This window comes from Pseudomonas sp. BAY1663 (genome assembly GCF_000582595.1).
In the GTDB taxonomy this organism is placed as follows: domain Bacteria; phylum Pseudomonadota; class Gammaproteobacteria; order Pseudomonadales; family Pseudomonadaceae; genus Stutzerimonas; species Stutzerimonas stutzeri_AF.
Genome location: NZ_AZSV01000019.1, coordinates 1 through 22,452, shown reverse-complemented (window position 1 = coordinate 22,452; position 22,452 = coordinate 1). Strand labels below are relative to the sequence as shown.

Genomic DNA, 22,452 nt, shown 5'->3' with positions numbered 1-22,452 from the left:
CCATCGTCCCTAGACTGCCTCCTAATTCGTATACGGGAGGAACATATGGGTCTGCTCATCGACGGCCAGTGGCATGATCGCTGGTATGAAAGCACAGACGGGAAATTCGAGCGCGAACAGGCCAAGCGCCGCCACTGGGTGACGGCCGACGGACCCCCTGGCCCCGACGGCCTGGAGGGGTTCAAGGCCGAAGCCGGGCGTTATCACCTGTACGTATCACTGGCCTGCCCCTGGGCGCACCGCACGCTGATCTACCGCAAGCTGAAGGGGCTCGAGCCCTTGATCGGCGTCTCGGTGGTCAGTTGGCTGATGGCCGAACACGGCTGGACCTTCGACCCGGCGACCGGCTCCAGCGGCGACGCCCTGGACGGCCTCGAGTACCTGCACCAGCGCTACACCCGCGACACCCCGGACTATTCGGGCCGGGTCACGGTGCCGGTGCTCTGGGACCGCGAACGCCAGTGCATCGTCAACAACGAGTCCTCCGAAATCATCCGCATGTTCAACGGTGCGTTCGACGAACTCACCGGCTCACGACTGGATTTCTATCCCGGGATCCTGCGCGACGAGATCGATGCGCTCAATGCGCGGATCTACCCCGCCATCAACAACGGTGTCTATCGCGCCGGTTTCGCCACCACACAGGCGGCCTACGAAGAGGCCTTCGACGAGCTGTTCGACGAACTGGAGCGCATCGAGAGCCGCCTGGGCAAGCAACGCTACCTGGCTGGCGAATACCTGACCGAGGCCGACTGGCGTCTGTTCACCACCATGGTTCGCTTCGACGCCGTCTATTTCGGGCACTTCAAGTGCAATCTGCGACGCATCGCAGACTACCCGAACCTGTCCAACTGGCTGCGCGAGCTGTACCAGTGGCCGGGCGTGGCCGAGACGGTGGATTTCACGCATATCAAGGGGCACTACTACGCCAGCCACCGGCAGATCAATGCCAACGGCATCATCCCGAAAGGCCCGCGGCTGGAACTCGACCGCCCGCATGACCGTGAACGCCTGCCGGGCCGTGGGATCTGGATGCGCTCGCCTTAAGCTTGAAAAGCATCGCCCCGAGGTCGGGCAATCCACAGGGATGGGGTGAATGCCGTCAGCCCGCCGGGAACGGGCGCGGCCTCCCACAAAAGCAGACGGTGCACTGAACCAGTGGGAGGCGCGCCCTCGCGGCGATACAGGCCGCAGGCCTGCCCCATCCTTCACATGGCTACAGGGCTACAACAGTGCCCACCGGCTTCGGTCACCCAGCCATACCGTGCTCGAGCATATGGCACATGGCGGTCTTCAGCTTCATCGGCCGCACCGGCTTGTGCATCAGCATGTGCCCCAGCTCGCGCACCTGCTGCTTGAGCTCGTTGCTGTAGTTGGCGGTGATCATCAGCGCCGGCAGCGGGCTGGCGCGCCGCGCGTTGACCGTGGCGACCACATCGATGCCGGTGTGGCCGTTGTCCAGGTGGTAGTCGGCGATCAGCAGATCGGCCTCGGCATGGAAGTTGTCCACCTGGCGCGCCAGGTCCTCCTCGGACAGCGCCGTCACCACCACGCAGCCCCACCCTTCCAGCAGGGTGCGCATGCCGGCGCAGATCGCCGTGTCGTTGTCCAGCACCCAGACGCGCGCGCCCTGTAGCCGTTGCAACAGCAGTTCGGTGGTGTTCGGTTCGGCGCGGGCCTTGGGTGCGCGCTTCGCCAGTGGTACTTCGATGGCGAAGCGCGAACCGCGCCCCGGCCGCGAGGTGACCTGGATGCGGTGGCCGAGCATGCGCGCGATCTTCTCGACGATGGCCAGCCCCAGGCCCAGCCCGCGATCCTGATTCGGCCGTACGCCCTCGCCACGCTTGAACTCCTGGAAAATCTCCTCGAGCTTGTCGTCGGCGATGCCGACGCCGGTATCCCAGACCTCGATGGACAGGCTCTGCCGGCGCCGCCGGCAGCCCAGCAGCACGCGGCCCTGCGGCGTGTAGCGGATGGCATTGGTCAGCAGGTTGCGCAGGATGCGCGCGAGCAGCTGGATGTCGCTGCGCACCAGCGCCGAACAGGGGATGAAATCCAGCTGCAGCTGCTCGGTGGCAGCGATCTGGTGGAACTCCGTGGAAAGGTTCTCGAGCAGCTCGCTGACGGCGAACGGGGCGATGTCCGGCTTGATCACGCCGGCGTCCAGTTTGGAGATGTCGACCAGCGTGCCGAGCAGGTTCTCCACGTCCTCCAGCGAATTGCTGATGTTGCGGATCAGCCCGCCGTTGGGCGTCGCCGGTTGCTCCAGCAGCGCACTGGTGAACAGCCGCGCGGCATTCAGCGGCTGCAGCAGGTCATGGCTGACCGCAGCGAGGAACTTGGTCTTCGACAGGTTGGCCAGTTCCGCTTCGCGCTTGGCCTCGCGCAGCCGTGCCTCGACGTGGCTGCGTTCGTCGATCTCGCGCAGCAGCTGATCGTTGAGGCTGGTCAGCTCGGCGGTGCGCTCGCGCACCCGCTGTTCCAGGTTCTGATAGGCCTGGTGCAGCGCCTCGGCGGTGCGCCGACGGTCGGTGATGTCCTGGATCAGCACGAAGATGCCCGCCACTTCGCCGTTGGCCTGGCGGTTCGGCACGTAGGAACGCAGCATGTAGCGCTGCTGGCCGGCATGATTGCGCTCGGCCATCTCGAAGCTGACGCTCTCGCCGGACAGGGCGCGGTCGATGTAGGGTTCCAGCTGCCGCCAGTGCTCGCCGCTGTGCACTTCGCGCAGGCTCTGCCCGAGCATGCCGTCGCTGGGCCAGCGGTACCATTCCTCGTAGACCTTGTTGGTGAATTCGTAGGTCAGGTCGGCGGACACGTAGGCGATCAATGCCGGCACGTGGTCGGTGATCAGGCGGATCCAGCGCTCGCTCTCGCGCAGCGCCTCGGCGTGGCGGTAGCGCTCGGTGATGTCGGTGAAGGTGTTGACGAAGCCGCCGGTGGGCAGCGCGTGGGTGCGGATCTCCAGCATGCGGCCGTCGAACAGGCGCTGCTCCAGTTCGCGCACCGGCCGGCCCTTGGTGTCGCGCGTGCCGGGTGTCAGCAGTTTCAGCTCGCTGTCGGCCATGACCTCGGCGAACGGCCGGTGCGCCTCGATCGGCGCCAGCCCGCAGAGTTCGAGGAAGCGCCGGTTCCACAGTTCCAGCGCGCCCTCCGCGCTGACCATCGCCACGCCCTGGGACAGGTTGTCCACGGCGCGCTGCAGCAGCCGCGACTTCTGCGCCAGCGCCTGCTCGCGGCGCATGGTTTCGCTGACCTTCACCTCGGTGATGTCGGTGTAGAGGATGACCAGCCCGCCCTCGCGGGTCGGGCGCTCGCTGACCTGCACCCAGCGCCCGTTGTTCAGCCGGTAGACCGTCGGCTCGTCGCCCTTGCCGCGGTGCTCCTCGACGATCAGCCCGGTGCTTTCGGCCAGGCGCCGCACCTCCGCCAGCCGGGTACCGGCGTTGATGCGCGCGCGCGTGCGCGTCCACAGCGACTTGAAGCGGCGGTTGAACAGCACGATGCGCTGGTCCCGGTCGAACAGCACGAAGGCATCGGAGATACTCTCGATGGCATCGACCAGGTGCTGGTGGGCGGTCTCCGCGCGCAGCCGCGCGTCGCTGAGCAACTGGTTGCTGCCCTTGAGCTCGGCCATCGCCTGGTTCAGCGCGTCGGTACGCTCGCGCACCTGTTCGGCCAGTTCCACCGAATGCTGGAAGGCCGCGTAGGAGGCATCGCGCCCTGCACCGCTGGATTCGACCCGTTCGATCAGCGCGGCATTGATGCGCTTGAGCTTGAGGTTCTCGCGCTCGAGTTCGGCCTGGCGGGCCAGCAGCTCAGCGACCACCCCGCCCTCCGGGCCGGCCAATGGCGACGCCGGTGAAGGTCTGGTTGATGTGCATGCCATTGAACTGCTCTCCGTAGGTGTTGAAGCCAATCACCTGCTGGCGCCTCAGAAAGGCCGACGTCTGCTCGCTGGTGCCGTTGGCCTCGATCTCCAGGCGGCGCAGGAAACAGTCGCAACCGATGGTCAGCAACGGTGGCCCGAGGCGCTGCTCCAGGCGCTCGAACAGCGCTTCGAGGTTGGGCATCAGCGGCCCCGGCTGCATGGCGGTGAGCACGATGCCGTTCTCCACCGCGCAATAGAAGGTCAGGCTGAGGTCCTCGTTGACCTTCTGGATCGAGCGCACGTAGTAGTGCTCGTTGATGCGCACCGCCAGGGGGTGGGCGGCGAACAGGCGATGGTCGAGCTCGTCGACGCGCACCCCGATCAGCCGGGCGTACTCTTCGGCCGCCGGCTCGGCGTTCAGCTCGTAGACCCGGCGGCTGTTGCTATCGGCATGGGTCACCACCAGCTTCTCGCCGCGCGGCAGGATGTGGTGGGTGGTGAACACCTCGAAATCCAGCCAGGTGTTGACCAGCACCACGATGGCCGCCCCGCTGTGGAATTGGCCGTCGTAATACACGTGGGTGTCGGTCAGGTGATTGTCGTCGCCGGCCGAACCACCGAAATGCGGAATGCTGCCGAACGCCGCGCTGAGCGCGGCCAGCACCACCTCCTCGCGGCTGGACAGGCCATCGAGCAGGGTCAACGCGAAACTGTGGTCCTTGATCGGCGCCAGCGAGTTGCTGCGACAGTCGCTGCCCAGGCGCTCGACCAGCTGCTGGGCCTCGATCAGGCTGAAGCGCTCCATCTCGTCGATCAGCTCGCAGGCGATCGAGAAGCTGCGGTGGTCGAAGCCGATGGCGGTGACGCAGCTGCGTCCATAGCCCTGCGCGGTGATCTCGCCGGCAGAGGTGCAGCCGACCAGCCGGACCCCGCCGAAATACTGGCGCAGCGCGTCGCCCAGCGCCGGCAGGTCGTATTCGGCCGAGCAGAAGAACAGCACGAAGCCCAGATGCGGATGCATCAACTGGCGTGCCAGATCCTGCGCCACCGTCTCGGCCAGGCGCGCCTCGGACATTGCCGTGCGGATTACCTCGCTCTGTTGTTCGCCCACGCACCGCACTCCCGCACTACCGAATAGGATCGACCCCATTCTTGGTCAGGGCATATGGCACGAAAATGCTACTTGAGTACCGGAAAAGGCCTGCCTAGGTAGCATCGCGACGAAACAACGCAGGGCAGGCGGCGGATTCCCCATCGCGGCGCTGGCCTCCCGATCCGGGCGGCTGGCGCCGCGCCTGCGCCAGGGCGCCGAAAACGGCAAAGGCGGACACCTTTGCAGATGTCCGCCTCCGGCTGGTTAGCAGCGTGACGCACCACGGCGTTCACGCTGCTAACCAGCCCTTTTCCAGCGGCGGGCGGCGCTCACCCACGGTGGCCCGCTTCGCCGGTCCCGCCTGAGCCCGACCGTCGGTCCGCACGCGCCGATCGCCCCGGCGCACGCGGAGGGCGGCTTAGAAGCTCAGCGCTGCCCCCACCGCGAAGGTGCGGGTGTCTTCGTCGAGAGTCGAATCGTCGCGACCGGAGATTTCGAACTGATTCAGCTCGGCAACCAGGGTGAGGTTGTCGTTGATGCTGTGGAACAGCGCCACACCGCGGGTTTCGTAGTCGGCTGCACTACCCAGGCCGTTGCCGTCGTCCTTGGTCTTGCCGTAGGACAACGCCAGGCGGTTCTTGCCGAAGCGGTAGGAGCCCTGCAGCAGGTAGCCGTCGCTGTCGACCTCACGCAGCAGCGCCTCGCCGGCGTTGTTGGTGAAGAACGGGTTGATGCCCTCGGCCTGGAAACCCGAGGCGGTCAGCGACAGATTGCCCATCTTCGCCTGCACACCGTAGCCGAGGCCCTTGGACGTGACCTTATCGATGCTGCTGTCGGTGTTGTCCGAGCTCTGCTGCATGCCGTTGATCCAGGTGTAGAACTGGGTGCCGCCGAGATCGAACTGGTAGGTCACCTCGGCTTCGAAGCGCGGGGCCTCCTGGTAGGCCTTGTCCAGCGTGGAGCTGGTGTCCTCGGTGGTGTCCACCGGGTCCATGATGCCGGCGGCGATGCGCAGGCCGCTCATCTCGGGCGAGCGGTAGGTGATCTGCGAGGTCGGGAACGGGTACGGGTAGCCGGTACCGATGTTGCCGAAGGACACGCCGCCGCCATCCACCAGGCCCAGGGTATCGCTCACCTGGCCATAACCGCTGAGCATCTCGTCGAGCAGGATGTTGGAGCGGGCGAACAAGCCGAAGTCCTTACCGAACAGCACTTCACCCCATTGCTCGTTGCCGGCAGTGGCGTAGAACTGACGGACGTCGATGCCGGTCTCGGTGCCGTTGGTATCGCTGTCGTTGATCGTCACCCAGAACGAGGAGCGGCCGCCGAGCTTGAGGTCGCCGACCTGCTTGGTGAAATTGAAGCCGATCCAGTTGGGCAGAAAGCCCATCTTGACCCGCGACTGCCGGCGATCGAACTGCTCGCCGTCGCGGTCCACGTCGCTGTTCACGTAGAAGGTGTTGAAATACCCGTCGGTGGAGAAAGTGGTGTCACCCTCGTCGTAGAGCACGATTTCGGCGACTGCCGATTGGCTCACGGTCATGGCGACGGCACTGGCCAGGGCCAGTGGCAGCAGGGTTGAAACGGCTTTCTTGTTGTTGTGCATGGCGCTCTCCGCTGTATTGACGACAGACAGTCGTGACGGGAGCGATTATCGAAAGACGGCCACGCTGCACATACGCTGCGATAGCGGCGAAAGGCTAGCACTTTGGCCGCAGAGGCCGTCTTGCGCTGGAAGCATTCATCCGCCGGCCGCAGGAGCGGCGCTTAGGTCGTACATCCAAAGCATTGCGCAGCACCCCGATCGCCTGGAACGGGGCGGTGGATGTCGCCTAACGCCCTAGCCAGCGGGCATCCGGGGCGGCGGCATTGGCGACCACGCACCAGCCGCCCTTGGCCTCGCGCAGGGCCTGCAGCTGATGCTGGAGATCTTCGGGCCGCAACGCCGCCATGGCCCGCTCGACCTGGGCGGGATAGTCGCTATCGCGACCCGCCAGCCGGGCCTGCCAGATCTGCTCGGCGCGACGCCGCAGGTCGCCGCCGCGGGCGAAGTCGGCCCCCGCGGCCGAGGCGGCCGGTCGGGCATCGAGCTCGCGGGCGAACCCAGCGAGGAAGGTCTCGATATGCCCGAGGATCTCACCGGGCGACGCACTGGGCGATTGCACGGCGAAGAACATGCCGGCCCGCTCGCCGAACTGGCGAAAGCCGCAGAACACCGCATAGCCGAGCTGCAACTCGCTGCGCAGACGACGGAAGAACGCCCCCTCCATCAGCCGCGATAGCTGGCGCCAGGCCGCCTCCACCGGCGCTGTGCGCAGGGGCAGTGGGCAGAACAGCAACAGGGCGGTCTCCGCCGCCGGCTCGCCGAAACCACACCACACGTAAGGATGGGCGACGGCAGCGGCTGGGACCGGCAAGGCCTGCGTTTCCGGTATCCCGGGCATCGCGCGCAAGGCATCCTGCAGCGGCCCGCTCAGCGATGCCGCCAGCCCCATGGCCAGGACATCCCAGCGGGCATGCCGCCAGGCGCGGGTCAAGGCAGCCTGGTCCAGAAGCGGCAAACCCGCGGCAGGCGGAACGGGATCGAGCAACAGCGGCAACTGCCGCATCAGTTGGCGCAGGAGCAACTCGTCGGCGCCAGGCCGCTGCGCCTCGACCGCCAGCCGCTGCCCTTCGTCGAACGCCGAGGCCGGTGGCCTGGCCAGCACATCGAGCAGATCCTGCAATACCACCGGCAGCGCTTCGGCATAGCCGAACAGCGTCAGGCACCAGCCATGCCCATGGTTCTCGAAGCGCAGCTCGACGCCAGCCTGCGCAGCCGCCGGGATATAGCCCCGCAATGCCGCCTGCAGCACGTGCCAGAGGCCTGCCGGCGGCTGCCCGTCGTCGAAGCGCCAGCGCACATAAAGCGCACCCTCCCCGCTCGCGGCATCCGCCTGCACCCAGCACGGCATCGCTGCCAGCGGCGCTACACGTGGCTGCGGCCGGATATCCAGCCAGCGGTTGCGCTCGGGCAGGCGCCAGTGCCATTGGCGTGGGGCGGCATCCGGCAAGCGATCCGTTGCCAGCTGCAGGGGGAAGCCGGCCCCCGTGTTGACGATTCGTTCTCCCGTGCCGGCTGCCCGGCCGACACTGAGCACGATCGGCACCCTGCCGCGCAGCTGTGCGCCAAGCACCTGCAATGCCTGCTGTACCCGATGCGCATCGGTCGAGGGCTGCCAGGCAGCGGGCTCCACCCAATAACGCAGGCAGGCCAGCGGCTCCTTGCCGAGCAGGCTGCGCTGGCGAATCCGCACGTACTCGTGCCAGAGCTCGGCCCAGGGAGCCTGCCGGGTGAGGAAGCCCAGCCAGTCGCGCACCGCCGCGACGATCTGCCCGCGGGCCGGCACGCCCTGTTCGCTCAATTGCAGCTCGACGATGATCACGCCCTGCCCGGCATGCCAATACGGCACGCGCAGTGCCACGGCCTCGCACCATCCTTCGCCACGCAGGGTTGCGAACAGGCTGCCGGGAGCCTGCGACCCGAGCCAGGTGGCCAGCACATCCAGCGCGACGGCGATGCCATCCGGCAGGCCATCCAGGACGAACGCCAGGTCGAGGTAAGTCCGGGATCCCTCGACCTGCAAGTACAGCGGCGCGGCATCGGCCGCCGGCAGCGGGATGAGCGGCCGGCAAACCTCCGGCGCGGCCGGCAGCCGGCATTCGTCGCTGCGCAGCAATGCCTGCAGCCGTTCGAGGTTGCAGGGCGCGGCGACCAGCAATTCCAGCTGTCCCGCATGGTAGAAGCGCTGGTGGTAGCCCAGCAGCGCCTGCTGGAATTCGGCGCTTTCGACAGGCAGGGTGTCACGGTGGCCGGCATGGAAGCCGGCGAAGGGATGCGGCGCAGCCAGGACGGTGCCGATCGCGGCATCGCAGAGGGTTTCGCGGTCCTTGGCGCGGGCCAGGAACTCCGCCTGCAACACCTCGCGCTCACGCCGTTGTGCCGCAGGGTCGAGCAGCGGCCGGGCAAGCATGTCGAGCAGCCGCTTGAGCGCTTCGGCAAACGCCTCGGCCGGCACCTGAAAGAAATAGTCGGTGTGCCGCTCGCGGGTCGAGGCGTTCAGCTGGCCGCCGCATCCCTGCACGAAGGGCATCAGGCCCTGTGCCGGCGGATAGGCCGCGCTGCCCAGGAACAGCAGGTGCTCGAGGAAATGCGCCAGGCCAGGATAGGCAGCCGGAGCGTCGTGCGAACCGGCATGCACCCGCACCAGCGCCGCAGCCTGCCCCCCCGGCGGCTGCGGGAGGAATCCCAGCCGCAGGCCATCGGGCAATACCAGGCGCTGCGGAGGCGAACAGAACTCGAAGCTGGCTGAAGACATGGAAAGCACTCGTGATTGCGGCCCCGCAGGTTGCGCCGCTTGGCTATCGAGCCGGCCGGCAAGGAACGACCGCCCACGGGTCCGGCCGATTCGTCCTGGCACAGCAACAGCTGCCATACAGGCCCGGGTATCTTCCGGATACACGACGATGTCGCCGGCCCTGCTCACCGCTACGCCGCGTTCGATCCAGGCCGGGAAAGGTGGCGACAGTGTAACCCAGCGTTTCCAGCGGCCTCTACCAACCTGTACGGCGACGAAAGAGCTGGAGCGAGGGCATCGCTGACCTGCCTGGAGCCATACATGCCCAGCCTTCCCGACCAAGGGCATATACCCCCAGGTATTGACGATATGGAATAATGGCAAACAGCCATACCCTCTCCGCAGTCGGCGCCGCTGCGCCTTGGAAGAAGCTCTTGACTACCTACGCCCTTGCAGAAAACGCGGTCATGTTGCTCGCGTTGTGCTGGTTGCTGGCCTTCAATACCCGCGACTGGAACGAGAACCCGAAGCCCTCCGCAAAATTCCTCGCCGGCCTGTGGTTCGGTAGCGCCTGCATCTTCGGCATGGCCCTTCCCGGCGCCATCGAGGCCGGCATCGTGTTCGATGCCCGGACCGTGGTACTGAGCATGGCCGGCTTGTTTGGCGGGCCCCTGGTTGCCGGCGTGGCCGGCGCGATGGCCGCCGGCTATCGTCTCTGGCTGGGCGGCATCGGGACGCTACCGGGGCTCATCAATATCCTGCTGGCAGTCCTGCTCGGCCTCGCCTACCGGCAAGCCTATCGCCGCGGCCTGCTGGGCTTCGGATTCTGGCAACTGTTCGGGTTCGGCCTGGTGCTGCATCTCGGCGTGCTGGCGGTACTCATGCTGTTGCCGCAATCGCTGGCATGGGCAACGGTGCAGGAAGTCGCCCTGCCGGTGCTGCTGGCATTGCCGCTGGCCACCGCTGCGCTCGGCCTGCTGCTCAATGACCTGCTCGAACGCAACCAGACCGAACAGGCGCTGAAATTCAGCGAGGCACGTCTGCGGGCCATCACTCAGGCCATCCCGGACCTGTTGCTGGTCATCGACGAGGACGGCCGCTACGAGGAAGTCATCTGCTCTCGGCACAGCCCGCTTTATGACGACGCCGCCCGGCTGGTGGGCCGACACCTGCGTGACGTGATGCCGGCCATCGAGGAACAGCGCCTGCTCGCCTTCATCCAGCAGACACTGCGCAACAACGCGCCCCAGCTGATCGAATATTCGAAGCAGACCCTGAACGGCCCGCGGGTCTTCGAAGGCCGTGCCCTGCCGCTGGAGATGTACGCCGGCAGCAAACGTGCCGTGGTCTGGCTCAGCCGCGATATCACCGAACGCGTCCAGTCCGAGCTGGAGCGGCGGATCGCCGCCATCGCCTTCGAATCGCAGCAGGGCATGCTGATCGCCGATGCCCAGAACCGCATCATCCGCGTCAACCGCGCCTTCACCCAGATCAGTGGCTTCAGCGCCGAGGAAGCCGTGGGCCAGACAACCCGTCTGCTGGCCTCCGGCAAGCACGGCCCGGAGTTCTACCATGCAATGTGGGCCGACATCATGAACACCGGGGCCTGGGAGGGCGAGGTCTGGAACCGGCGCAAGAGCGGCGAAATCTACCCCGAGTGGCTGACGATCAGCACGGTCCGCAACGCCCAGGGCGAGATCAGCCATTACGTCGCCGCCTTCACCGACATTACCGAACGCAAGGCCGCCGAAGAACATATCCATCAACTGGCGTTCTATGACCCGTTGACCGGGCTGCCCAACCGGCGCCTGCTACTCGACCGCCTGCAGCAGGCCATGGCCGCCAGCAAGCGCAGCGGCCAGATCGGCGCACTGATGTTCATCGATCTGGATAACTTCAAGAACATCAATGACCTGCACGGCCACCAGACCGGCGACCAGATGCTCTGCCTGACGGCCGAGCGGCTGAGCCACGAAGTTCGCGCCAGCGATACCGTGGCTCGCCTGGGTGGCGACGAATTCGTGGTGATGCTCGGCAGGCTCGGTGTCGATCCCGAGCACGCCGCCAGCCAGGCCGAACACGTCGGCATGAAGCTGCTCGCCTCGCTGGACAAGCCCTACCGCCTGGGCGAGCTGGGCCTGCACAGCAGCGCCAGCATCGGCGTGGTGCTGTTCGGCGAAGACGACAGCAGCCGCGAAGAGCTGATGAAGCGTGCCGACATGTCCATGTACGAGGCCAAGGTGTCGGGCAAGAACGCCCTGCGCTTCTTCGACCCGCACATGCAGCAGGCAGTGCAGGAACGGCTGCGCCTGGAGGAGCAGATTCGCGAAGGTCTCCGGGCCGGTGAGTTCGTACTGCATTTCCAGCCGCAGCTCGAACAGGCCGGAGGCGTGGTCGGAGCCGAGGCGCTGGTGCGCTGGCGGCATCCGCAGCGGGGCCTGCTGGCTCCGGCCGCCTTCATCAGCCAGGCGGAACGCGCCGGGCTGATCCAGGAACTGGATATCGTGGTGCTCAAGCAGGCCTGCGAGCAGCTTGCACGCTGGGCCAGGATGCCGCATTTCGCCGACCTGACCCTGGCCGTCAACCTCAGCGCCCACCTGCTCTACCAGGAGCATTTCGTCGCCCGCGTGCTCGAGCTGCTGGAACGCACCGGCGCCAACCCCACCCGGCTCAAGCTCGAACTGACCGAAACCCTGCTGCTGGACAACATGCCCGAAGCCATCGCCAGGATGAACCAGCTCAAGCAGCATGGCATTCGCTTCTCCATCGACGACTTCGGCACCGGCTATTCGTCGATGAGCTACTTGCAGCAGCTGCCGCTGGACCAGTTGAAGATCGACCAGGCCTTCGTGCGCGGCCTGCCGGACGATACCAGCAGCCTGACCATCGTTCGCGCCACCTGCGCACTGGCCGCCGGGCTCGGCCTGGAGGTCATTGCCGAGGGGGTCGAGCAGGAGTCACAACGCAGCCTGCTGCTCGCCAATGGCTGCCACCGTTTCCAGGGCTACCTGTTCGGCAAACCCCTGCCGGTGGAGGAATTCGAGCGCCTGGCCAACGAGTATGCGGAAGGGGAAACAGTTCCCGGCTGAGCCCGTGGCGTGCCGAAAAGACAGGTAGCCGCGCGGTAGGAACCCGCTAGCGGGCGATCCGCCGCAACGTCGATGATCGCCGGCAAGGACTCGGCGCCCCCCCGGCTCCTACGCGCCTCCTGCCGTCAAAGCACCTGCGGTGCGCGGCTGCAGAGTTTGGCCAGCGCCTGCACCCATTCTTCGTGGCTATTCAGGCACGGCACCAGCAGCAGCTCCTCGCCGCCGGCAGCGACGAACTGCTCGCGTCCGCGATCACCGATTTCCTCGAGGGTCTCGATACAGTCGGAAACGAACGCCGGGCACATCACCAGCAACTTCTTCACGCCCTGCCCGGCCAGTTCATCCAGCCGCGTTTCGGTGTAGGGCTCGATCCACTTCGCCCGTCCCAGGCGCGACTGGAATGAAACCGACCACTGATCGTCCCGCAGCCCGGCACGTGCCGCGAAGCCGGCAGCGCTGCGCAGGCATTGCGCGCGGTAGCAGCTGGCGAGCACCTCGCCCTCGGCCCGCTGGCAGCAATCGGCGCCTTTCAGGCAATGCGCGCCGGTCGGATCGCTCTTGTGCAGATGGCGCTCGGGGAGGCCGTGGAAACTCAGCAGCAGATGGTCGAAGTCCTGCTCCAGATACGGCCTGGCGCTGGCCACCAGCGCATCGAGGTATTCCGGCTGGTCGTAGAACGGTTGCAGGATCGACAGTTGCAGCGCCAGGCCGCGCTCGCGGATGACCCGCCGTGCTTCCTGGATGACGGTGGTGGTGGTGCTGTCGGCGAACTGCGGGTAGAGCGGTGCCAGGGTCACCTGGCTGATGCCTTGCCCGGCCAGCTTGACCAGCGCACCTTCGATGGAGGGTTCGCCGTAACGCATCGCCAGTTCCACCGGCCCCTGCGGCCAGTGCGGGCGCAGTGCATCCTGCAGGCGGCGGCTGAGCACGATCAGCGGCGAGCCTTCCGGCCACCAGATCGAGGCATAGGCATGCGCCGATTGCGCCGGGCGCTTGATCAGGATCAGCGAAACCAGCAGGCGCCGCAGCGGCCACGGCAGATCGACCACATAGGGGTCCATGAGGAACTGGTCGAGATAGCGGCGTACATCGGCTACTTCGGTGGAGGCCGGCGAGCCCAGATTGACCAACAACAACGCCTGCTCTGTCATGCACGTTTCCTGACTACGGTTTGAAGGTGATGCCCGGCTCCAAGCGGCAGGCGCGGCTATTCTCACACAGGAAAGCGCTTCCGGGCGCCGTTCCCGTTTCGCTCGCGACCGCGTCTACCCGTTGGGCTTGGCGGCCTGATCCAGCAGATCGGCCAGCGCCGCATCCAGATCGCCGAAACGAAAGCGAAAGCCCTCGTCCTGCAGGCGTGCCGGTTGCCCATGCTGGCCACCGAGCAGCAACCCGGCGAGCTCGCCGAGCGTCGCCTTCATGACTACGGCCGGCACCGGCAGCAGCAACGGACGATGCAGGCAATGCGCGAGGCTGCGGGCGAAATCGGCATTGCGTACCGGTGCGGGCGCGCAGGCATTGTAAGGGCCGCTGGCGTCAGGCTGGTGCAGGAGAAAATCGATCAGGCCGATTTGATCTTCGATATGGACCCAGGACATCCATTGCCGGCCAGTGCCCAGGCGACCGCCCAGGCCGAGACGGAACAGCGGCAGCAGCCGCTGGAGGAAGCCGCCGTCGCGCGCCAGCACCAGCGCGGTACGCACCAGCACCACGCGCGTCCCCAAGGCCGTCGCCTCGCTGGCGCGCTCCTCCCAGGCGTTGCACAGCTGGCTGGCGAAATCGCTGGTGACGACCGGGTCTGCCTCGGTCAGGCGGTGTTCGCCGGCATCGCCGTACCAGCCATCGCCGAACCGGAAATCAGCAGCGCCGGCCTTTGCTCGCGCCGTGCGAACCACTCGAGCAAATGCTCGGTGAGCTTCACCCGGCTGTCCCACAGCAGCGTCTTGCGGGCCTTGGTCCAGGGGCGATCGGCGATCGGCGCACCGGCCAGGTTGATGACCGCATCCAGCGGCACCGTGGTGATCTGCTGCAGCTCGCCAACGCCTTGCACCTGCGGCCCGCATACCTGTGCGACCCGCTCCGGCGTCCGGCTCCAGACCCACAACCGGTGCCCTTCGGCGATCCAGCGACGGCACAGGGCACGACCGATCAGCCCGGTACCGCCAGTCAGCAATATGTTCATGGTGAACCTCGCGTCCTGTCGCTCTGCCCGATCATTCGAAAGCGCATGGAGGCCGCCCAATACCCTGCGAAGGTAAGGGGATCTCAACGGCCCCTATCAATCAGCATAGCGACAACCCGCCGTTCACCAATCCACTCCGTATGAATTCTGCGGCCCGCGCGCTCCACGACGCAGCGAATGGCTCCCGCCATCGAGCGCCGTACGCCTGCGGGGAACCCCGCGGCCGCTCGCAGCGTCTGCCACGGCGTCGGTTGGCAGGTTGAAGATGGCGCATATCGGCGCGAGCAGCAGGCAGCCACGCGGCAGGATCTCGAGCCGATCCTCCTCCAGCAACACGAGGCCATCGCGGTGCAGTTGCTGCAGTGCCGGCCAGTGCTGGGCATAGCGCTGGCGTACGTCCACCCCGGTTCGGGCGGCGAGCGCGGCGAAGTCCAGCTGGAATTCGCACAGCAGACTGTCGAAGAGTGCCAGGCGGAGCCTGTCGATGCTCGCCGGACGCACACCGAGGTCGCTCGGCAGCAGGCCCCGGTCGAGCGCCTGCTGGTAGGCCCGGGCGTCGACCAGGTTGCGGGAAAACAGCTCCCCCACTCGGCTGATTGCGCCAACGCCCAGGCCGAGATGATCGCAGTCGCCGTGCGGCGTATAGCCCATGACACCGTGATTGAGCGTACCGGTCTCCTGGGCCATCGCCAGGTCGTCGTGCGGCAGCACGAACCTGCCCAGGCCGATATGGCGATAGCCCGCAGCGCCGAGCTGCTCGATGCCATGCCGATGCATGGCCAGGGTATCCGCGGGTGATGCCAGGCCGAGCCTGGCGTTTCCTTGCGCCGCCTGCAGCGAATCGCGATAGTCGAACAGGCTCACCCGGTCGGGCGCCAGTTCGATGATCGCCGCCAGCTTGCGGGCGAACGTGGCCGGCGTCTGCCAGGCCCTGCCGTAGCCGAGGTCGACGTTCACCGAGCGGTAATGCAGCGTATGCGCCGCCTCGACGACCGCACGGATGCGCGTCGAGCTGCGAAACCATTCCACCGTCCCGCCCTCGTCCGCCCCCAGGTCGGGAACGCTCACGCTCAGGTGGTCGAAGCCCAGCTCGTGCAGCGCACCGACCAGCGACCAGTCGGCGTGGGCCAGTTCGACCTCGGCGGTGAAACTGGCGACAGCGGGTTCGGCGAAGCGAAAGCGGGATTCGAGCAGGGCAACCAGGCTGCGCAACTCGGTGATGCCCAGGGCGCCGACATGCAACCACAATTGCTCGACCTGCTGCGCGGGCCCGACGTGGCAGCTGAGCTGTTCGATTTCTCGCTGCAGCTGCCCCAGGTAGGTCGTCAGGTCGTCGTGTTGCAGCGCGGCATTGGCGGGTAGATGAATGGCAATCGAAAGCGGGCGCCGGGCCTTGCGGCTCTCGCGTAATGCGCGCAGCAGGTCGAGGGGCGCGATCCGCTCGTTGAAATCGTCGGCCGTCGGATAGCCGCACTGCGGCTGTCGGGCCTGTCCGTAGCGTTGTACCAGGCTGTCGTCCCAGATAACTGAGCCAAGCATAAGGAGCCTCCCGGCATCGATTATCGCTTCACGTTGGCATCATCCGGTTGCGCTGATGGACGGCGTTGACCCCCGTCAAGTACGGGACGAATGGAGCGCGGGAACAGCCGAACGGTTCTAAAACGAGGCTTGCGCTTGGGTTCGGGAAAGAAAAACGGTCCCGTCCTGCCTGCGCAAGCGGGACCGTTGCATGCCGCTGGCCTTACTTGTGGCTCAGCACCCACTCGGCGAGGATCTTCGCCTCTTCGTCGGTCACTGCGTTTGGCGGCATGGGGATCGGGCCCCAGACACCCTGGCTGCCATTCTTGATGTGCCCCGACAGCAGCTCCACCGCATCCGCCTGACCGGCGTACTTGGCCGCGACATCCTTGTAGGCCGGGCCGACAAGCTTGGTATCGATGGCATGGCAGGCCGCACAGGCCTTGCTCTTGAAGAGCGACTCGCCATCTGCGGCCAGGGCCGGTTGCAAGGCCAGAAGCCCGCTACCCGCCAGCAATGCAATCACGATTTTTTTCATGCGAAGTTCCTTGAGGCGTTACGGCAGCTGCGCAAGACATTCCTCAGAGCCCAGAGGAGCGCGGTTGCCATCGGCCTGATATGGTTTTAGAGCTCTGTATCCGGAGCGGAAGGCGACTGGCACCTGGGCAGTATCGTTCCAGCTTCCCTTCCAGCTCCATCCGGAAACTCGGACATTGTCCGCGCGGCAATTGCTCGACTCCAATGAATAACATTGCTGCTTGGCAACAACTTTTTTGAATCGACCGGCATGCACGCCAACACGGCCGTTCGGAAAGCGTGGCGTCACGGTGCTGCCGGTAGTCGCAACCCTGCTTAGAGGACCCCGACCGTGCTCCCATCCCCGCTGCTTACCGCCCTGCGCTCGGCACGCCATCTGGTGGTTTTCACCGGAGCCGGGGTTTCCGCCGAAAGCGGCATCCCGACCTTCCGTGATGCGCTGAGTGGCCTCTGGCAACGCTTCGACCCCGCTGCGCTGGCCACGCCGCAAGCCTTCCGCCGGGACCCGGCGCTGGTCTGGGGCTGGTACGAATGGCGCCGCATGAAAGTGCTGCAAGCGCAGCCGAACCCGGCACACCGGGCCATCGCCGAACTGGCCCGGCACGTTCCCGAATTCACCCTGATCACGCAGAACGTCGATGACCTGCACGAGCGCGCCGGCAGCGACGCAGCGATCCATCTGCACGGCAGCCTGCATCAGCCGCGCTGCTTCGCCTGTGCCCGTTCACCCGCCGCACCGCTCGCCCCCGCGGACGAGCCCGAAGACGGTCGCCGCCTGGAACCACCGCGCTGCGCGCATTGCGGCGGGCGCCTGCGGCCCGGCGTGGTGTGGTTCGGCGAAAGCCTGCCGGCCGCGGCGCTGAACGCCGCGTTCGACGCCGCCCGGCGATGCGACCTGCTGATCTCGGTGGGTACCTCGGGCGTGGTCTATCCGGCGGCGGAGGTCCCGCGAGTCGCCCTGGATGCGGGGGCCGTGGTGCTGCACGTCAACCCGCAGGCGGTCGCGCAACCGGGGGAACGGGAGTTCGTCCTGCGCGGCCCGGCCGGCGAAGAACTGCCGGAGCTGCTGCGCCAGGCCTTCGGAGCGTAGGTTGGCGCTGAGCGCAGCGAAGCCCGACAGGCACGTGGAGCGGCGTCAACCGCGCGCCGCCAGCACTCGTGCCGCGCCCTGGGGCTTGCGGCTGTACCACAGCACCCGGCTGACGCCACGGGTGATCGCCACATAGGCCAGGCGCAGGCTCTCGTCGGCCATCGCCTGGTCGTAGCTGTTGCGGAAGAATCCCGAATAGGCATACAGCGCATTGCGCAGCGGATGCGGCTCCGGCGGCAGGATATCGTCGACGATGATCGCCACTTCCGCCTGCAAGCCCTTGGCGCGGTGGATGGTATAGGCCTTGACCGGCAACTTGCGCTCCAGCTGCGCCTGGATCATGCGCAGCGGCTCGTTGCGCCGGCTGAGCAGCAGCACCGCGGTCCGCTCGCGACTGCCGCGCTGGGCCGCCTGTGCGCATTGCGCGCGGATCGCGTCGGCCAGTTCCGGCAGGCGGTTTTGCAGGTCGAAGCCAGTCACCAGCTTCACCCCGTGGTCGCCCGGCTGCATCGGCCGGCAGGCCCGGCTGGTCTTGGCCTGCTTGAAGGCGACGCCGGCCAGCACCGCCTCGCCGTCGCGGATCACCGGCTCGATGGAGCGGTAATTGGCCTCCAGCATCAGCACCGCGCTGTTCTTCGCCGAGCCCTTGCGCGGGAAGTAGCGGTCGAAGTCCATGAACAGCTCCGGCGAACTGCCGCGCCAGCCGTAGATCGACTGCCAGTCGTCGCCGATGGCCATCAGGCTCGGCGCAGTGCCCTGGCGCGCCAGCTGTCGGTGCAGCGCCTGCAGCCACTGGACGATCTGCGGGGAGATGTCCTGGAACTCGTCGATCAGCAGATGGCTGAACGGCAGCAGGCTCTCCCTGGCGATACCCTGCGCGCCGTCGGCCAGGCGCTTGCCGAGCTGCTGGAAGGCGCCATTGAAAGTGACCAGGCCCTGCGCGCGCAGATCGTCCTCGAAGCAGCGCTGGAACAGAACCAGCGCCTCGACGAACTGTCGCTCCCGCGCCGAACACTGCAGCGCCGCGGGCTCGATCCGGTCGATGCGAATGCCGATGCTCTCGACGAAGCCGGCCTGGACATGAAAGGCTCGTAGAGCGGCAACGCGTTCAGTTCGCCGGCCAGCCTGAAGCCATCCAGCGGCGCTTTCACGGCACCGCGCCGGCCCTTCGGTTCGTCGGCCGGCGACGGCAATCCCAGCAGCTCGTGCACCAGCCGGCGAAAATCCGCCTGCTCGGCATAGCAGCGCTGGTAAGCCTGCTTGAGCAGGCGCTGCTGGGCGGGACGCAGGCGCGTGGCGGCCAGCGCATTGTCCGGTTCGTCGTCCGTGGCGGTCTTGTCGGCCAGTTGCTCGAACCAGACCGGCTTGACCAGTACGTCTCGGGCCAGCATGGCCATGGCGGAATGAAAGGTGCGCACGCACTGGCGCGCCTGCGCCGCGTCGAACGGGTAGTCCCAGAAGGCCAGTACCGCGATCAGCTGTTCGCGCAGTTGCGCGCAGGAGGCATTGGTGAAGGAAATCACCGTCAGCCGCCCGGGCTCGATGCCCAGGTGGCAGAGCATGAACACCACGCGCAGCAGCAAGGTGGTCGACTTGCCCGATCCCGCGCCGGCGAAGACCCGCGTCACCGGACTGCGGCCAAGGATCATTGCCCACTGCTCTTGCGAAGGGGGATTGACGACCCCGGCCGTCACCGCCCGCGCGACCTGCGCGCGCATGGCCTGGACCTGCGCCTCGTCGATCGGCAGCTGCGCCGCCGCGTAGATACCCTCGGCGGCGGGTTTGCGCGGCTTGGCGGCAGGCTTGCGCGCCGGCTTCTTCGCCTTCGCCTTGCCCTTCGCCTTGGCTGTTCGACCACTAACTTGCTGCGGTCGCGCATCGGGCCAGCGGCGGAACACTCGCTCGTCCTCGTCGCGCAGATAGGCCGTGGTACGGGGAAAACAACGCGCCAGCGCTCCGGTGACGAGGGATTTGTAGCGCTTGACGGCAGAGAGCATGCAACGACCCAGGGCTTCAGGTATGTCGTTGATATGGTATATGTTTTTCCCATGGCACTGGTGGCGGCGCGAGGAACGGCGCCGAGGTTGTGGCACAAGGGCATGGCGCGGGGGCTTTCTTTTGTCGGAGGCCCTGGCAGGCTTTGGGCAGGCCTATGGCCTGCTATCGCCGCGAGGGCGCGCCTACAGGCTCGCGGGGCGCTCGCTGCTCGGGTGGGAGGCCCGACCCGGGGCGACCGCTTTTTCAGCCCCTGGCAGGCCTATGGCCTGCTATCGCCGCGAGGGCGCGCCTCCCACGGGGTTCGGCGTGCACCGGCTGCTTTTGTGGAAGGCGGCCGACGGACTTGCGGCATTCACCACATTCCTATGGATTGTCCGACCTCGGGGCGATGCTCTTAAGCTTCAAGCTCCAGGCTTTGGGCAACGACATCAGGTACCGATTACCCCACCATCATCCTTGGTGATCAACAGCGTGGACGAGCGCGGGCGGGTCTTGCCGTCGCTGGCGGGGAAGCTCAGTTCCGGGTGCTGCACGTTGATCCACATGGCGCGGTAGTCCGGACTCCAGGTGATGCCGGTGATCTCGCAGCCACGCGGGCCGACCAGGAAGCGGCGCACCTCGCGAGTGACGGGATCGGCGCAGAGCAACTGGTTGGTGCCCATCGCCAGCATCGCCGGTTCGTCGTCGCCGTAGTCGGTCTCGATCCACAGCCGCCCTTCGCCATCGAAGGCCAGGCCGTCCGGCGAGGAAAAACGGTCGCCCTCGATGGTGCCGATCAGGTTCGCCGCCAGCGGCTGGCCGGCGGCGTCGCGCGCGCCCTGCGGCTCGCCGGCGAGCAGGAAGATTTCCCACTGGAAGCGCGTGGCCGTGGGATCGCCGCCCTCTTCCCGCCAGCGCACGATCTGCCCGTGCAGGTTGTGCGGGCGCGGATTGGCCTTGTCCAGCGGCTGCCTGCCGCCGCGCTCGTCGTTGTTGGTCAGGGTGACGTAGACCTCGCGACTGTGCGGATGCACCGCGACCCATTCGGGGCGATCCATCGGCGTCGCACCGGCGCGGTCCGCCGCGACGCGGGCATTGAGCAGCACCTCGGCCTGGCCGGGGAAACCGTTCTCGGCGGTCAGGCCGTTGCGCCCGTGCTCCAGCGCCAGCCACTCGCCGCTGCCATCGGCATCGAAACGCGCAACGTAGAGCGTGCCGCTGTCGAGCAGGCGGCGATTGGACTGGTCCGCACCGGGCACATAGCGGCCGGCGGGCACGAACTTGTAGACGTACTCGCCCTTGGTGTCGTCGCCGGAATAGAAGGCCATGCGGCCATCCTCGCCCAGCGACAGCACCGAGCATTCGCGGCAGTAGCGGCCGAACGCGGTGCGCTTGACCGGCGTGCTCGCCGGGTCGAAGGGGTCGATTTCCACCACCCAGCCGAAACGGTGCGGCTCGTGCACGTGGCCGCCATGCGGCTGCCGCGGGTCCGGCGTGGCATCGAAGCGCGGATCGGCGGTTTCCCAGCCGTAGTTCTTGCTCGGGCCGCTGCCGGCAATGCCGTAGCGGTTGTGCGAGACGCGCGCGGCCAGGTCGTCGGGATCGTGGTTGACGAAGTAGTTGTGCCAGTTCTCCTCACAGGCGAGGTAGGTACCCCAGGGCGTGAAGCCGCTGGAGCAGTTGTTCAGCGTGCCGAGTACCTCGAGGCCGCTGGGGTCGGCGACGGTCTTCATCAGCGCATGGCCGGCCAGCGGCCCGGCCAGTGCCATCGGCGTCAGGGTCGAGATGCGCCGGTTGTAGCGCGACGGCAGCACGCGCTGCCAGCGGCCCTGCGCGTCCTTGCGGACCTCGATGACGCTCACGCCGTGGGCCGCCTGCTCCTTGCGCACCTCGGTCAGCGGGCGCTTGCCGTCGACCAGGTTCATGCCGTGCGGATGCAGCGGCGGGTTGACGTACTCGTGGTTGATGGCCAGCAGGCCATGGTCATCGGGCGCGTCCGGGAACGGGAAGAAATGCATGCCGTCGTGGTTGTCGCCGGCCTGCATCAGCTGCGCCTGCCAGCCGTCGCTGGCGTCCGCCTTCCAAGCCGGCGCATCGGCCAGCACCGGGTCGCCCCAGGAGAAGAACACCCGCGCGCTATAGCCGGGCGCGACCTGCACGCTGTCGAACGCCGGGTCGAGCTGCGGCGGAATCGCCTCGAAGCCGAGCAGCGATTTACGCTGGGCCACGGCCTTGCAGGCCGACAGCCCGCCGCCGAGGAATGCCAGCCCGGCCAGGCCCAGGCTGCCCTTGAGCAAGCCGCGGCGGCGCGGGTCGATCAGTTCCCGCAGGGGGGCGTTGCCGCTGGGGTTGATCGCCTGGTCGTCATGGGCCGCGAGGCGGGCGTGAAAGTCGTTGAAATCCTGTTTCATGTGGGGCTCGTTCACTCGATACGGTAGTGGAAGGTGTTGCGCACGTCGGGCACCGCCACGGCGCGCCCGTCGACGATGCGCGGCTGGTAGCGGAAGGTCTTCGCGGCGGCCAGGGAGGGCCGGATGAATAGCGGATGGCAGTCGCCCACCACCGTCGGCGATTCGACGCGCCCCTGCCGATCGACCGTGTAGCTCACCGTGCACTCGCCCTGCAGGCCCATGTCCAGCGCCCGCTGCGGGTAGCTAGGCGGCTGCTTGGCGATCGGCAGGTACTGTCGGCTCGCCACTTCGGCCGCCAGCCGGGCCCGCTCGGCCGCCTCGGTGCGGGCAGCCGCCTCGGCTTCGAG

At 67.0% G+C, this 22,452-nt stretch carries 12 protein-coding genes and 2 pseudogenes; 3 read left to right on the top strand and 11 right to left on the bottom strand.

Annotated elements, in window-relative coordinates:
- The first annotated feature begins 45 nt into the window (after positions 1–45).
- Positions 46–1,047 (top strand): glutathione S-transferase family protein, encoded by a 1,002-nt coding sequence (locus BAY1663_RS07935; RefSeq protein ID WP_037039285.1) that lies wholly within the window; start codon positions 46–48, stop codon positions 1,045–1,047.
- A gap of 202 nt (positions 1,048–1,249) precedes the next feature.
- Here the strand turns inward: BAY1663_RS07935 and nahK are convergent, their stop codons facing one another.
- The 4 genes from nahK to pqqF all read right to left on the bottom strand — a co-directional run bounded on the left by nahK (position 1,250) and on the right by pqqF (position 9,322).
- Complete coding sequence (gene nahK / locus BAY1663_RS07930) at positions 1,250–3,889, bottom strand: hybrid sensor histidine kinase/response regulator NahK/ErcS' (RefSeq protein ID WP_128576163.1); 2,640 nt, start codon at positions 3,887–3,889, stop codon at positions 1,250–1,252.
- Positions 3,819–4,946 carry a nitric oxide-sensing protein NosP gene (gene nosP / locus BAY1663_RS07925; RefSeq protein WP_164838441.1) on the bottom strand — a complete coding sequence of 376 codons (1,128 nt, stop codon included), beginning with the start codon at positions 4,944–4,946 and terminating at the stop codon, positions 3,819–3,821. Before nosP ends, nahK begins: the two co-directional genes overlap by 71 nt.
- 436 nt (positions 4,947–5,382) lie before the next feature.
- Positions 5,383–6,570, bottom strand: a complete 1,188-nt coding sequence (locus tag BAY1663_RS07920) for a porin (protein ID WP_037039277.1) — start codon at positions 6,568–6,570, stop codon at positions 5,383–5,385.
- A 226-nt stretch (positions 6,571–6,796) separates the two neighbouring features.
- Positions 6,797–9,322 carry a pyrroloquinoline quinone biosynthesis protein PqqF gene (pqqF, locus tag BAY1663_RS07915; protein ID WP_037039274.1) on the bottom strand — a complete coding sequence of 842 codons (2,526 nt, stop codon included), beginning with the start codon at positions 9,320–9,322 and terminating at the stop codon, positions 6,797–6,799.
- Positions 9,323–9,768: 446 nt separating this feature from the next.
- Here pqqF and BAY1663_RS07910 point away from each other — a divergent pair, with 446 nt between their 5' ends.
- Positions 9,769–12,390 (top strand): EAL domain-containing protein, encoded by a 2,622-nt coding sequence (locus BAY1663_RS07910; protein WP_371257596.1) that lies wholly within the window; start codon positions 9,769–9,771, stop codon positions 12,388–12,390.
- A 125-nt stretch (positions 12,391–12,515) separates the two neighbouring features.
- Here BAY1663_RS07910 and hemH read toward each other — a convergent pair whose 3' ends face one another.
- From hemH to BAY1663_RS07890, 4 genes and pseudogenes are all read right to left on the bottom strand, one after another.
- Positions 12,516–13,541 (bottom strand): ferrochelatase, encoded by a 1,026-nt coding sequence (hemH, locus tag BAY1663_RS07905; protein WP_037039268.1) that lies wholly within the window; start codon positions 13,539–13,541, stop codon positions 12,516–12,518.
- Positions 13,542–13,655: 114 nt separating this feature from the next.
- Positions 13,656–14,572, bottom strand: a pseudogene (locus tag BAY1663_RS07900) (TIGR01777 family oxidoreductase).
- Between the two features lie 123 nt (positions 14,573–14,695).
- On the bottom strand, positions 14,696–16,111 hold the full coding sequence (locus tag BAY1663_RS07895) for a coproporphyrinogen III oxidase (RefSeq protein WP_128576162.1): 1,416 nt from the start codon (positions 16,109–16,111) through the stop codon (positions 14,696–14,698).
- A gap of 202 nt (positions 16,112–16,313) precedes the next feature.
- Positions 16,314–16,628: a c-type cytochrome gene (locus BAY1663_RS07890; RefSeq protein WP_037039266.1), complete on the bottom strand. Its 315-nt coding sequence runs from the start codon at positions 16,626–16,628 to the stop codon at positions 16,314–16,316.
- A gap of 330 nt (positions 16,629–16,958) precedes the next feature.
- Between BAY1663_RS07890 and BAY1663_RS07885 the strand changes: the two genes are divergently transcribed.
- The gene (locus BAY1663_RS07885) at positions 16,959–17,717 is read left to right on the top strand and encodes an NAD-dependent deacylase (protein WP_037039263.1); all 759 of its coding nucleotides are present in this window, start codon (positions 16,959–16,961) and stop codon (positions 17,715–17,717) included.
- 45 nt (positions 17,718–17,762) lie between these two features.
- On the opposite strand, the pseudogene BAY1663_RS07880 reads toward BAY1663_RS07885, so the two are convergent.
- From BAY1663_RS07880 to BAY1663_RS07870, 3 genes and pseudogenes are all read right to left on the bottom strand, one after another.
- Positions 17,763–19,714 (bottom strand): annotated as a pseudogene (locus tag BAY1663_RS07880) (UvrD-helicase domain-containing protein).
- 429 nt (positions 19,715–20,143) lie between these two features.
- Positions 20,144–22,105 carry a PhoX family phosphatase gene (locus BAY1663_RS07875; RefSeq protein ID WP_037039260.1) on the bottom strand — a complete coding sequence of 654 codons (1,962 nt, stop codon included), beginning with the start codon at positions 22,103–22,105 and terminating at the stop codon, positions 20,144–20,146.
- Between the two features lie 11 nt (positions 22,106–22,116).
- A partial coding sequence (locus tag BAY1663_RS07870) for an energy transducer TonB (RefSeq protein WP_164838440.1) occupies positions 22,117–22,452 on the bottom strand: 336 nt, incomplete at its 5' end.